The organism is endosymbiont of Ridgeia piscesae (assembly GCF_001443665.1).
In the GTDB taxonomy this organism is placed as follows: Bacteria; Pseudomonadota; Gammaproteobacteria; order Chromatiales; family Chromatiaceae; genus Endoriftia; species Endoriftia persephonae.
Genome location: NZ_KQ557130.1, coordinates 1 through 13,021, shown reverse-complemented (window position 1 = coordinate 13,021; position 13,021 = coordinate 1). Strand labels below are relative to the sequence as shown.

General features: G+C 59.1%; 12 protein-coding genes. 7 read left to right on the top strand and 5 right to left on the bottom strand.

The window, feature by feature from the left end:
- Positions 1-39 precede the first annotated feature (39 nt).
- Both Ga0074115_RS08980 and Ga0074115_RS08975 read left to right on the top strand, forming a co-directional pair.
- On the top strand, positions 40-1,680 hold the full coding sequence (locus Ga0074115_RS08980) for an acetolactate synthase large subunit (RefSeq protein WP_057956854.1): 1,641 nt from the start codon (positions 40-42) through the stop codon (positions 1,678-1,680).
- A 123-nt stretch (positions 1,681-1,803) separates the two neighbouring features.
- On the top strand, positions 1,804-2,133 hold the full coding sequence (locus Ga0074115_RS08975; protein WP_057956853.1) for a hypothetical protein: 330 nt from the start codon (positions 1,804-1,806) through the stop codon (positions 2,131-2,133).
- Between the two features lie 73 nt (positions 2,134-2,206).
- Here the strand turns inward: Ga0074115_RS08975 and Ga0074115_RS08970 are convergent, their stop codons facing one another.
- Both Ga0074115_RS08970 and Ga0074115_RS08965 read right to left on the bottom strand, forming a co-directional pair.
- A complete protein-coding gene (locus Ga0074115_RS08970) occupies positions 2,207-3,235 on the bottom strand; it encodes a hypothetical protein (protein WP_060528436.1) in 1,029 nt (342 codons plus the stop codon).
- Between the two features lie 20 nt (positions 3,236-3,255).
- Positions 3,256-5,169 carry a vWA domain-containing protein gene (locus tag Ga0074115_RS08965; RefSeq protein ID WP_057957036.1) on the bottom strand — a complete coding sequence of 638 codons (1,914 nt, stop codon included), beginning with the start codon at positions 5,167-5,169 and terminating at the stop codon, positions 3,256-3,258.
- 276 nt (positions 5,170-5,445) lie between these two features.
- Between Ga0074115_RS08965 and Ga0074115_RS08960 the strand changes: the two genes are divergently transcribed.
- Entirely contained in the window at positions 5,446-5,874 is a 429-nt protein-coding gene (locus Ga0074115_RS08960; protein WP_057957037.1) for a rhodanese-like domain-containing protein, read from the top strand.
- 27 nt (positions 5,875-5,901) lie between these two features.
- On the opposite strand, the gene Ga0074115_RS08955 is transcribed toward Ga0074115_RS08960, so the two are convergent.
- Both Ga0074115_RS08955 and Ga0074115_RS08950 read right to left on the bottom strand, forming a co-directional pair.
- On the bottom strand, positions 5,902-6,399 hold the full coding sequence (locus Ga0074115_RS08955) for a gamma-glutamylcyclotransferase family protein (protein ID WP_060528435.1): 498 nt from the start codon (positions 6,397-6,399) through the stop codon (positions 5,902-5,904).
- 9 nt (positions 6,400-6,408) lie between these two features.
- Positions 6,409-8,466: a methyl-accepting chemotaxis protein gene (locus Ga0074115_RS08950; protein ID WP_057957039.1), complete on the bottom strand. Its 2,058-nt coding sequence runs from the start codon at positions 8,464-8,466 to the stop codon at positions 6,409-6,411.
- Positions 8,467-8,645: 179 nt separating this feature from the next.
- Here Ga0074115_RS08950 and Ga0074115_RS08945 point away from each other — a divergent pair, with 179 nt between their 5' ends.
- The 3 genes from Ga0074115_RS08945 (at position 8,646) to Ga0074115_RS08935 (ending at position 11,358) form a co-directional block, all read left to right on the top strand.
- Entirely contained in the window at positions 8,646-9,059 is a 414-nt protein-coding gene (locus Ga0074115_RS08945) for a YybH family protein (protein ID WP_057957040.1), read from the top strand.
- A 14-nt stretch (positions 9,060-9,073) separates the two neighbouring features.
- Positions 9,074-9,433: an acyl-CoA thioesterase gene (locus tag Ga0074115_RS08940; protein ID WP_006473748.1), complete on the top strand. Its 360-nt coding sequence runs from the start codon at positions 9,074-9,076 to the stop codon at positions 9,431-9,433.
- Between the two features lie 104 nt (positions 9,434-9,537).
- Positions 9,538-11,358 carry a DEAD/DEAH box helicase gene (locus Ga0074115_RS08935; protein WP_057957041.1) on the top strand — a complete coding sequence of 607 codons (1,821 nt, stop codon included), beginning with the start codon at positions 9,538-9,540 and terminating at the stop codon, positions 11,356-11,358.
- Between the two features lie 99 nt (positions 11,359-11,457).
- Here Ga0074115_RS08935 and Ga0074115_RS08930 read toward each other — a convergent pair whose 3' ends face one another.
- Positions 11,458-11,994 carry a hypothetical protein gene (locus tag Ga0074115_RS08930; RefSeq protein ID WP_060528434.1) on the bottom strand — a complete coding sequence of 179 codons (537 nt, stop codon included), beginning with the start codon at positions 11,992-11,994 and terminating at the stop codon, positions 11,458-11,460.
- Between the two features lie 379 nt (positions 11,995-12,373).
- Between Ga0074115_RS08930 and Ga0074115_RS08925 the strand changes: the two genes are divergently transcribed.
- On the top strand, positions 12,374-12,931 hold the full coding sequence (locus Ga0074115_RS08925) for a cytochrome b/b6 domain-containing protein (protein WP_057957359.1): 558 nt from the start codon (positions 12,374-12,376) through the stop codon (positions 12,929-12,931).
- Positions 12,932-13,021: the final 90 nt, after the last annotated feature.

Genomic DNA, 13,021 nt, shown 5'->3' with positions numbered 1-13,021 from the left:
CACCATTGCAACGGAAAAAACCAAAACGCAGGAGTCACTATGCCGAGCGCCGCACAACTACTGGTTGAATGCCTGGAGAATGAGGGGGTCGAGATGATCTTCGGCATCCCCGGCGAAGAGAATCTGGATCTGATGGATGCGCTGTTGGAGAGCCACATCAAGTTCATCACGGTGCGCCACGAACAGGGCGCCGCCTTCATGGCCGATGTCTATGGCCGCCTGACCGGCCGCGCCGGGGTCTGTCTGGCAACCCTCGGACCGGGAGCGACCAACCTGATCACCGGCTTTGCCGACGCCAATATGGATCGGGCGCCTATCGTCGCCATCGCCGGCCAGGGAGCCACCACCCGGATGCACAAGGAGAGCCATCAGTTGCTCGACCTGGTTAATCTGTTTGCCCCGATCTCCAAATATAGCAGTGAAATCAAGGAGCCGGAGATCATCCCGGAGCTGGTGCGCAAGGCGTTCAAGGAGGCCCAGGCGGAGAAACCCGGCGGCGCCTTCATCAGCTTCCCGGAGAACATCGCCGGCAGCGAGATGGTGGCACCGCTCAAGCCGTTCAAGGTACAGGCGCCAATGCCCCCATCGCCGCCTCAGGCAAAGATCGAACAGGCCGCAACCCTCATCTCAGCCGCAAAGGCACCGATCATCCTGGCCGGCAACGGGGTGATCAGGGCCGGCGCCAGCGCTGCCCTGGTGGCGTTTGCCGAGACCCTCAAGATCCCGGTGGCGCAGACCTTCATGGCCAAGGGGGTGATCCCCTTCTCCCACCCGCTCAGCCTCGGCACCGTCGGTCTGCAAGCCAACGACTATGTGGCCTGCGGCTTTGCCCGCGCCGATCTGGTGATCTGTATCGGTTTCGACATGGTGGAGTACCACCCTCACCTATGGCACCCCAACGCGGACAAGCAGCTGATCCATATCGACCAGAGCGCCGCCGAGGTGGATGCCCACTACATCCTCGAGGCTGGGGTGATCGGCGATATTGGCGAATCACTGCAGCGGATCGGCGCACTGGCGACGCCCCAGACATCACCACAGAGCGGCACGCTACGGCAGATGATCATCAACGAGCTGGACGCCTTTGCCGACGATGAGAGCTTCCCGCTCAAACCCCAGCGCATCCTCTACGATACCCGACAGGCGCTGGATGCTGACGATGTTCTGATCTCCGACGTTGGCGCACACAAAATGTGGGTGGCACGGCTGTTCCGCGCCGAGCGCCCCAACCGCTGTATCATCTCCAACGGCTTTGCCTCCATGGGCATAGGTGTCCCCGGCGCCATCGCCGCCAAGATGGTCCATCCGGAACGGCGGGTGCTGACGATTACCGGCGACGCCGGCTTTATGATGAACTCTCAGGAGATCGAGACTGCGCTACGCCACCTGATCGCCATCGTCATCATGATCTGGCACGACAATGAGTATGGGCTGATCAAATGGCACCAACAGCGCCACTTTGGGCGCACCAGCCACATCAGCTTCAACAATCCCGACTTCGTCAAATACGCCGAATCGTTCGGCGCCAAGGGTTATCGGGTGGAGAGTGCAGAGACACTGCTGCCAACCCTGCAGCAAGCGTTTGCCGACGATACGCTGGTGGTGGTCGATGTGCCGGTGGACTACTCCGAAAACATGAAACTGACTGAGAAGCTGGGGCAACTGGTCTGCCCCATCTAAGCGAATCCTGTTCATTTACCACAAATCTGATGTCAACCGATCCAGCAATGCTGCGTTGTTTAGGTTGAGAGGGCCGGAAACGGCCATCCCAATCAACAGATCAGATTTCAGAAAGGAAAGACCATGAACATGAAGACTGCAAAACTCGCTCTCATCAGCCTGTTAACCGCTCTATCGATCACTACCACCGCGACGGCGGGTGAAGTTCAAGGCCGAGGCTGGGTCAAAGGCTATGGTGCCGCACAGGGTTCAGGTGTATTCAAAGGCACCGGCACCGCCAGTGGTAAAGGTGTGGTCGTCTATCGCGACCAGAATGGCACTATCCGTCATAAAAAGGGCTCAGGCACTGTTTCCGGTCGCGGTATCGCAATCGGCAAAGGCAGCATCGCAGGAAAAGGGAAGGGCTATGGCAAAGGCCGGGCGGCCGGTGTTGGCAAGGCTTGGCAGCGCTAAGAGATAGCGTGCGGCTGCAGCAGCGTTCCGCCAGGATTGGCGGAGCGGCTAGCTGAGAGCCGCCGCCGAGCCACTACTGTTTGGGCTTTTCATCCTCGATCGGGATATCCAGATCAGCAACGTTGGCCGTGTTGGCCTCGTCCTCCAGCATCTTGGCCCACTCATCCTCCAGTGAGCCGGCTTCAAACACCTCATCTTCGAGCGTCTCTCCTACATCCGGGATTTCGATATCGACATGGCCCATCTCCCCCACCATGGAGGCGGCGTTCTCCTCCTCTCCTATGCCCGCCTCCTCCAGTGCCACATCGATCTCGACTGCCTCAACCGATTCGACAGGCCCGTCATCACCAACAGGCAAATCAGTAGGCTCAGGTTCAGACTCAAGTTCGGGTTCGACAATCTCCACGGCCAGCTCCTCATCCTGCAACTCAGCCTCTACCGCTTCGACTTCAACAGTTTCACTACCTGCTGCAGGCGCCTCATCCATCGGCTCGCCCTCCGCCGGCTCCCCCTGGAACATGTTCATCAACTGCTGCTTGTCCACCGCATTGTCAGCCCCACCGGAAAACATCGATGAGTATTCACTAAGCATCTTTCCCATGGTATCCATGGTGACACGCAGCTCTGCCGAAAGACGTTCATTTTCCTCTTTCAGACGATGGATCTCTGCATTTTCGTCAAATGAGTCGCCACCCTCAGCCGTGCCCTCTTGTCCCGCCACTAAGTTTTTCGGCAGCTTGAGTTGCTGGTAGCCCAGCACCAGGTTCTCTACATCCACATCGATCTGTTCAAGCACTATGTTGTCTTGCTTCAGGTAGCCATTGATCAGATTTTGATAGAGCTGCATCTCATACCGGCTCAGGTCGTGTACCGTCTGATCCAGCGCCTCGCCCTGATATTGATAGCTGCCGCCAAGTAATTCCCGCAGGCGCTTCTGGCGCGGTTCCTTGCTAGATGTGACCTTGGCGACCAGTGCCTGTACGGCCTTGCGGATTCGACTTCGCCTGAGGATTGTGAGGGTGATCAGCACCCCACTCAGAATCAACAGCGCCAGCAGCACCTCTCCCAGGATGAGTACGGTCAGGCCGCTTAACTCGATCATTAGGTATTTCTCCCTGAATCCTACTCTTGCAAGACGCCGGCCGCTCCTTCATCAACCAGCGTCACCTCATCCTGCCTGTTACGTCGCACCCACCAGAAGGCCCCTCCGCCCAGTGCCAGAACCAGCAGATTAATGACAGCGAGCCAGATTGAGCTTGAGATCCAGTCGGTCTCCTCCTCTTCCTCCGCTTCTTCCGCCACTGGCTCTGCCTGGGTCTGCGGGGCCGGCTCATGACTGGGCTCTGTTGGTTCTACCGGCTCGGGCTCGGGCTCGGGCTCATCAACTAGTTGCTCCATCTGCGCCGGAGCAGGGTTGGATATGGGTTCTAACTCAGGTTCCGGTTCGGGCTTGGATTCTGCCGGCGGAGGCTTGATGCCCTCTAACTCCATCGGCCCATCGAAGTAGTCCACTGGATGCCCCGCAACTGTTTGCCCCTTCAGCTTAATCATCAATTTATGGGGGCCGCTGAAACTCATAATGTTGAAACTGCCTGAGCGAACCCCCTCACCGGCATCTGTCAGCGCAAGCGGAAGTTGTTCCCCCTCCGAGGACTCCAGCCAGGCCTCGATCTCTACCCCGTCCGGCCTGAGCAGCCGTTTATCAGGAAGGATCTGTAGCTCCATCTCACCCTGCGCGGCGCCTTTGGTGACTTTGATATCGAGCGGTGACACCACCTCATAGCTGATCCGTTTTTCACGCACGAAGGTGCGTCCTTTGGCGTTCAGAAGTAGTTCCCCCATCCCTGGCTGCAGATCCTCACCACCATAGGCAAGGGAGAAGTAGCCATCTGCAGCGGTTTTATCTGCTCCTGCGCCATCATCCAACAGTGGGCGCGGCTCATGTTCACGCTCTTCATCGCGCTGCATGGCGCTGATGTTGACTACCTTCAGGAAAGACTGTTTCTTGATTAGACGACCATGGTCGGTGAAGCTGACCTCCAGCGGCAGGGTCACCCCCTGCACCAGTCGATTCGGCAGCTCGTTCGATTGCATCTTCAGGTCGGTCACCACCATCACCCGGTTGTCGGGATCGACCTCGGCACGCACACGCCATTCCCCACCCTCGGGATTAGTGATGGTGAACATGTCGTAGCCCTCATCCTGGTGCCAGCTGACCGAGTCGGGCAGATTGCTGGCACCAAAGGCCTTGCCGGAGGGGGGGATCACCTGGGTTGGTTTGGCGTCCGGTTTACGAAATACCAGCACAGTGGCTTCGGTAATGGAGTCGTCGATGGAGAATTTATTGTCTTTGAACGGTACCGTATCCGGCTTGCCAACCTTCTCAAACATACGCAGAAAGACCTTCTTCAGCTGCTCTGCATTGTCCACCTGCTCATACCATCCCCCGGTGGACTGGGCCAGCGCCTGCATCAGCTCATGGTCGGCGTTTTTCGACAGGGCAATGGTGTGAATGCTGGCCTTCAGCTGCTGTAGTCTGGGTACGATTTTTTGCAGGATCCGCTCGCGGGAAGCGTGGTTTTTCGCACTGTCACGGGAGATATCAACCATGCCGTCGGTGAGCAGGATCAGATTGCGTCGAAACAGAGTCGGCGGACCACTCCAGTCTTCCGTAGCCCGGTGCAAGGCCTCTTCGATATTGGTGCGCTGCCCGGGCGAGGCAATCTTTTTCGACTCTGCGCGGGCCTGCCGCTTCCAGGCTTTATCGGCCTGACCAAGAGGGATCTGCATATTGACGTACTGGCCAAAGGTCCAAACACCGGCACGGGTCTCTTTCGGCAACAGCCCGACCAGCATACGCAGCGCCGAACGGCGCAGATTGTGCGGATCGTTCTGCTTCATGCTGCCGGAGATATCGATGAGAATGCGTACATCTGCCTGCTCCCCCGGCTTCTGTTTGGCCGCTGCAGGGGCCATAGATGCCCCCAACAGCAAAGAGACCAGGATGAGAAAGACCCAGCCAACTCGTTGTTTCATACCTACCCACCCCGTGATTGGCGGTTTATGCAAAACAGGCCGCCAATCGGCCTGATACAGATGTAGAGAGCGGCTGGAGGCCTTGTCACTTTAATTCATGGCGAATAGAAGCCACTGAAAAACAGTGTGAAATTGGGAAGGACAGGGCCAATCCGCAGATAACTTGATAAAGGTTTTTGCCTGCAATGCTCAGGCAGAGCTTCGCTGCCAGTGAACTGGAGTTGTATTTATGTGATAACCATCTAGCATCTGCAGAAACAGCAGGAGGAACCCCTAGTGACCGGCGATACCCCACACGGCCTCACCCCTCAACAAGCCTGGCAGATGATTCAGGACGACCCCCGCACTGTGCTGGTCGACATCCGCTCCAGCATGGAGTTTCTATTTGTCGGCCACCCCGTCGGCGCGGTCCATGTACCCTGGATCGACGAGCCGGACTGGACTGAGAACCCCCACTTCGTCACCGACATCCGCAAGCTGCTGCTGGGTGGCAGCGTCTGCACCATCGACGACGGCTGCGCACCGGTGATCCTCATCTGCCGCAGCGGCAAGCGCTCTCTGGAAGCGGGCAAGACGCTGCTGGAGAGCGGCTTCAGCCGCGTGTTCCATATCGAGGAGGGGTTCGAGGGGGAGCTCGACGAGCACCATCACCGCAGCTCGGTCGGCGGCTGGCGTTTTCACGGACTCGCCTGGGAGCAGTGCTGAAACCTTGCGGCGGTCCAGGCAGGCACGCTACCCTGCGTAGATCGCCATCTCCCGCCGGTGGCGTTCCAGATCCGGATCAGGCACAGATGCCAGCACAGCAATCTCACGCCGATAATCCTCACTCAGCCCCGCCTCTTCAGCACCAATCACCACATGGTGTTTATACCAGTCAAAGGGTGCTAGTCCTGCATCGATCTGCGTTGCGTAGTAGGTGAAGGCCTCCAACTCACCAGCTCCCGGAACGATGAGTCTTACTGATTTCCGCTCATACCCGTTGCCTCGCCCTTCATACAGATCGAGGGTCTGCCCCGCCTCGCGGCTGATTTGATAGAGATGGCCCAGGATATAATCGCACGCCACCCCAGTATGATAGGCGTCGCACTTGCCGGAGCCGTCCCGACCACTCTTGTGGAATTTGAGGCTGTGTTTTGGCAGACATGCAATCCCCAAAGAGTGCGCATCGGGGATCCGGGCAGTCATCCGCCGCAACGACATATTTGAGCCGTAGGCGAAATAGAATCTCATAGCCGCAAACTATACTCGGAACTCACCCACCAGCGCCTGCAACTCGTCGGCAAGCTGGCTCAATACTTGGGTTGAGGTGGTCAACTCCACTGCACTGGATGAAGTGTTGGCAGCCACCTCGTTGATGCCCGCCAGATTCTTCTCCACTCCGACCACCGTAAGATGCTGGGCCTCTGCAGCATTGGCGATACCGCGGTTGAGTTCAGTGATCGAGCGCACCATGCCGGCGATCTGATCCAGCCGAGTATCGGCCTGATTCGCCGGTTCAACGCAGGCCTGGGTCTGACTGCGGGCCTGGGTCATAACCTTGATCGCCTGGCTGGTACCCTGCTGCAGCTGATCGATCATCACCTGGATCTCGCTGATCGAGTCATTGGTACGGGCCGCCAGGCCACGCACCTCGTCGGCGACCACAGCGAATCCCCGACCCTGCTCACCGGCGCGCGCTGCTTCGATCGCCGCATTCAGCGCCAGCAGGTTAGTTTGCTCCGAGATGCCGCGAATCACATCAAGCACCCCACCAATCGACTCGCTCTTTTCACCCAGTTCATTGACCACCCGGGTCGCCTGCTCCACCTCTGTCGCTACCACCTGGATCAACAACAGGGTCTGTTGCACCAGAGCCCGCCCCTGGCTGGTCTCCTTATCGGCCAGACCAGCACGCTCAGCGGCCTGGAAGGTATTAGCCGTCACCTCCTGCAGACTGCCCGTCAATTCGGCCACAGCATTGGTCACCGATGCCACCTCCTGTTGCTGGTAGCGGACCGCCTCGCCTGCCTTGTCGGCGATCCGGGAAATATCGTCGGTGGTACTAACCAGGCGGTTCACCGACTCCTGCACCCCGGCGATCATATCGCGCAGCTTGCTGGTAAAGGCGTTGAATCCCTGAGCCAGCTGGGCCGTCTCATCACTGCCTTTGACGCTCAGGGTGACATTCAGACCGCCCCCACCCTGAGAGAGACTGCCGAGCTGGTCCCGCACCTCCCGGATCGGCCTGACAATCGCCCGCAGGGTGAGCATAAAGGCCAGCACCGCCACCAGCAGACCCAGCAGGATGGCGATGATTATGCTGTTTGCGCCGGTGGCGACCAGCCTCTGCAACTCACCCGTCTCCACTTCCACCTGGGCACGGTTGTCGGCGGTCATCTGCTCCACCGTCTGCATCAAATGTTCTGCCACCTGGGTATAGTCGCGGTGGGCCTGGCGACGTACCGCATACCGTTCAATTGAGGCAGAGAGTAGCTCCCGGTGTTCCTGCAGCTGCGCCATCAACAACTGGCTGTGACTCTTCCCAACGTTCTCACCGCTCCTGATCGGTTGGCTGAAGAGCTGGTCCTCGCTGATCTGCTCCAGCGCATAGAGCAGATCCTCACCGATCACACCGAGTTGCCGATCCAGATCCTGCGGTGGGCTGTTCTGTTTGAATCGACGATAGAGGTCGAGTTGCGAGAGCACTGCCAGGCGCGCCTCTCCCGCTGCACTCACCACCGCTCTGGGATCTCCCTCCCCCTCATCTGGCGCTCCGTCATCTCCCTCCTCAAACTCGCCCAGCTCCTCTTCGCCGCGGCTGTTCAGATCCCGCTCCAGCATCTGCTGGCTGGCAAGCCGCTCCACATCCACCAGCAGACGCTGAAATGCAGCTGCATTGGCAGACAGCGCCGCCTCTGCGGACTGAAAGGCGTTGTGGATCCTGATCAGCTCTTCACGGGCCTGGACAAACACCTCGATTTCACCATCCAAAGCCTGAAGCTGCTGTGGTGCAATCCGCCCGCTGGTCTTGAGCCGGACGATCGCCTCCAGGGTCAACCGTTCAGCCTCTGCCATCTCCGTGCGTTGTGCCGAGTCCCTGCCCGCCAGAATCTGATCCACTGCAATCAGCTGCTTCTGCACACCGCGGATCGCCCCATTGGCACTCTCCATCGAGCTCCATACCGGGCCGGTGATCTCAGCCAGCGCCGATGAAAGATTGCTGATCACCCAGTAGCCAACCAGACCACTTGCCGCCAGGATCAGACCAGCGACCAGGAAACCGCCGCCGATCTTCGCGCCTATGCCCACCTGTCGCATGATCGCCCCTCTGTACAATTTTGTAATATGACCATAGCCATGCTAATCGGCGTGACAAACAGAGACTTTAAACGACTCCCCCCCTCAACAACCGCCATAACTTTCCTGACCACTCGCTTGAATAGCGAAACCACCGATGTAATCATCGGCCCCGCCCGACCTACTATGAAAGAGAGACCATGAGAGCACCATTCGATACCCCACAGGATGCGGAAGACGCCTACTACGACGCCATCGACGAGGGCGATCTGGAGGCGATGATGGCGGTTTGGGAGGCATCGGAGGAGATCCTCTGCCTGCTACCAATGATGCCAGCCCAGCGCGGCCCCGGCGCCATCCATCAGGCCTGGCAGGCGATCATCGGTGACGGGATGAAACTCGACATCGAGGTCAAGCACCTCAGCTGGATCGAGAGCGGCGATCTGGCGATCCACCTCATCGAAGAACGGGTCGCAGTGCCCGGCCAGCCGCAAAAACAGTCGGTCTACGCTACCAATACCTACCGCAAGGGCACGGACGGCTGGCGCATCCTGGTGCATCAGAACTCACCCGTCCCGCTACCGCCGGAGATGATGCAGCCGGACATAGCCTGAACAGGCCGAGTCCGGTGGAGAACCACAAGCTGGTGCTGCCGGAGCACCTCAACCACTACGGTTACCTGTTCGGCGGCAACCTGCTGAAGTGGGTCGACGAATATGCCTGGATCGCCGCCACCCTCGACCACCCTGGCTGCAAGTTTGTCACCATTGGCATGGACCGGGTGGAGTTCCACAAACCGATCTGCAAGGGCACCATCCTGCGTTTCGACACCACCGAGGTGGAGCGCGGTACAAGTTCCTGCCGCTACCGGGTGGAGGTCTTTGCCGACGATCTCGACACCGGCTCGGAGCAGCCAGTCTTCACCACCCAGGTCAGCTTTGTCTGTCTCGACGATGGCGGCAGGAAGACCCCGATTCCCACAAAATAATTCCGCCGGGCCAGGCAACGACTAAATTATGCTATAGTTGCTCGTTTTTCCGCTGGCCCGGCTCCAAACCGTCGCCTGCCCACTTTTCCTAGGTGACCCCGCCGATGAGCACTGACAGCCCCAGACCTTTCGACTCCCTAGGCCTCTCCGAGCCGATCATGCAGGCCCTGGCCGACGTGGGCTACGAGTCCCCCTCGCCGATCCAGCAGGCGAGCATCCCACCGCTGCTGGAGGGGAAAGACCTGCTCGGTCAGGCACAGACCGGCACCGGCAAGACCGCCGCCTTCGCCCTGCCGCTGCTGTCACGCATTGACCTGTCGCGCAAGACCCCGCAATTCCTGGTGCTGGCGCCGACCCGCGAACTGGCGATTCAGGTGGCCGAGGCGATGCAGAGCTACGCCCGCCACATCAAGGGCTTCCACGTACTGCCGATCTACGGCGGCCAGCCCTACGATCACCAGCTACGCCAGCTCAGGCGCGGCGTACAGGTGGTGGTCGGCACCCCCGGCCGGGTCATGGACCACATCCGCCGCGGCACCCTCAAGCTCGACAATCTCGACGCCCTGGTGCTCGACGAGGCGGACGAGATGCTGCGCATGGGTTTCATCGACGACGTCGAGTGGATCCTCGAACAGACCCCACAGACACGCCAGATCGCGCTCTTCTCAGCCACCATGCCGTCGATCATCCGCAAGGTGGCGCAGCGCCATCTGAACGACCCGACGGAGATCAAGATCGCCGCCAAGACCTCCACCGCCAAGACCATCCGCCAGCGCTACTGGCAGGTCAGCGGGCTACACAAGCTCGACGCTCTGACCCGCATCCTGGAGTGCGAGAGCTTCGACGCGATGCTGGTCTTCGTGCGCACCAAGATCGCCACCGTGGAGCTGGCAGAGAAGCTGGAGGCACGCGGCTACGCCAGCGAGGCGCTCAACGGCGACATCCCGCAGAAACAGCGCGAACGCACGGTGGAGCGTTTCAAGGCAGGCCGCCTCGACATCCTGGTCGCCACCGACGTGGCCGCCCGCGGCCTCGACGTGGAGCGCATCAGCCACGTCATCAACTACGACATCCCCTACGACACCGAATCCTACGTGCACCGCATCGGCCGCACTGGCCGCGCCGGCCGCACTGGCGATGCGATCCTGTTTGTCTCGCCCAAGGAGCGGCGCCTGCTGCGCACTATCGAGCGGGCCACCCGCCAGCCCATCGAACGGATGCAGATGCCCTCCGCCGGCGACATCAACGAGAAGCGCATGCAGCGCTTCAAGGATCGCATCAGCGACGCCCTGGCCGGCGACGACCTGGACCTCTACTACCAGATCGTCAGCGCGGTGCAGCAGGAGTCCGACGCCGACCCGCTGGATGTGGCCGCCGCCGTAGCGCGACTGCTGCAGGGCGACGAACCGCTGCTGCTGGTGGATAAACCTCACAAGCGCGAGCGCCCGGAGCGTTCGGAGCGACAGCGCGATACGAGGGAACGGGACTTCGACAAACCACGCCAGCGCGAGCCCCGCTTCGAAAAACCCATCTCCGCCGAGCCCAAGCCGCTGAAGGAGTTCCCCGAGATCGAGATGGTCCGCTACCGGATCGAGGTCGGCTATCAGCACGAGGTCAAACCCGGCAACATCGTCGGCGCCATTGCCAATGAAGCCGACATCGAGAGCAGCTACATCGGCCATATCGAGATCCACGACGACTTCTCCACCATCGACCTACCGGAGGGGATGCCGAAAGAGATCTTGCAGCTGCTGCGCAAGGTGCGGGTGTGTGGACAGAAGCTGGAGATTGCGCCATTCAGAATCGGTGGCGGTGCTGAAAAACCGCCACGCAAGCCCAAGCCGAACTTCAAGCGTGGCAGTAAAATCAGGAAGGATCAGAGGGGCAACCGCGACAAAAAACCTCGTAAGCCAAAGAAGTCATGATCTCGAACGCTGGATGGGCCAGGGGGCCGGCCCATCCAGGCGCGATGCCAAGTGAAATAACCCTCGCAAACACTCTGCAAGAGTAACGGGAGATCCTGCTTATCCGGACGACGAAAATATCGAGTCGACAATCTTCTTGATCTTTTCAGTCCAGGGTGGCTTCCCAATAATCTCGATCTTGGTACCGATTTTCAGCAACGTCCCCTCACTGGGACTACGGTTGTTGTATACGTTGGCAAAGGCTAGCACCATCGCCTCACCGCCCGGTCCGTTCCCGACAGTTAGGTCGACCACAAACTTTTTGCTGATGCCGCCTCTGATTGCAAGCATCTCATATTCAACCATTTTTGAACCCCGATCGACCTTCCCCCAGATCCACCTGTTTCCAACCACATCAACCCTGATGAACCTTAGATAGCTAAGATCTGGATTATCTGGTTTACATTTGTTGGTCATCCTGAGTACTACTCTGAGAGCACTCCCCGCTTTGACCTTATCTGGCACTGAGTCAAAGCTGAACTCTGTGCGGCACACCTCCCACGCAGCCCCAACCGGCTGGGTCGGCATCAAGGCAAAAAGAAGCAACAGAGCACTAAACATCGAAAACCCAAACAAGTTTCGCTGTTGATTTGTCATTCTGTGTTCCCTCCTCACGACCCTGTCTCAACATCCCTGTCTGTGGATGTCCCTAATCGATCTCTCTACGACTCCGCATGGCCCTGACGGGGGGGCATCCGCAGATGCATTCCAAGCAGCTTTTGCCTTGTCAAAGCCTCTTTATCGATGTCATTCATCAGATAGATCCAACCCCTCTACTTACAGGATAGGCGTTCCCACTAAATCATTATTGGGACGACCCTCCCGTGCCTTACCCCCCCTGCACGAGAGGGGATGGGATCAATTTCCAATCCCAAATCAACCGGCCACTGGAAGTGGAGTAATCCCGCGCGCATTCAGCTTCATTTCAGCTTTGCCCGCTACCCTGGGTCTCAAATAGCAAGAAGGGATCCGATCCATGAACAACGAATCCGAGATAAAGGTGTGGGACCCACTGGTGCGGCTGTTCCACTGGGGTCTGGCGGGCAGCTTCGCCATCGCCTACATCACCGAAGACCACTTCATGCGCCTCCACAGCTGGGCCGGCTATACACTGTTAGGATTGATCCTGGTGCGGCTGGTATGGGGCTTCATCGGCCCGCGCCACGCGCGATTCAGCGACTTTGTACACCGCCCCGAGACAGTGATCCGCTACCTCAAGGAGGAGCTGGCACTGCGTGCCAAGCGCTATCTGGGACACAATCCGGCTGGTGGTGCGATGGTGGTGGCGCTGCTGCTCTGCCTCACAGGGACCGCGTTCAGCGGCCTGCTGCTGTATGGAGCAGCGGAGTTTTCCGGACCGCTCGCCAGTCTGATGGCGGGCACCCCAGGGTTCCTGGCCAAGGCACTGGAGGAGTTGCACGAACTCCTCGCCCACCTCTCGTTATTGCTAGTCGGATTGCATCTGGCGGGCGTGCTGTTCGCCAGCCGGCTCCACAATGAGAACCTGGTGCGCGCCATGATCACCGGCTATTAATCGTTCCGAAAGTATTGGCAGTCTATTTTTGAACTTGCCAAAATATACTTTGTATCTGACATGCGGAAGAAACTCTTAATCAGCGAAGTG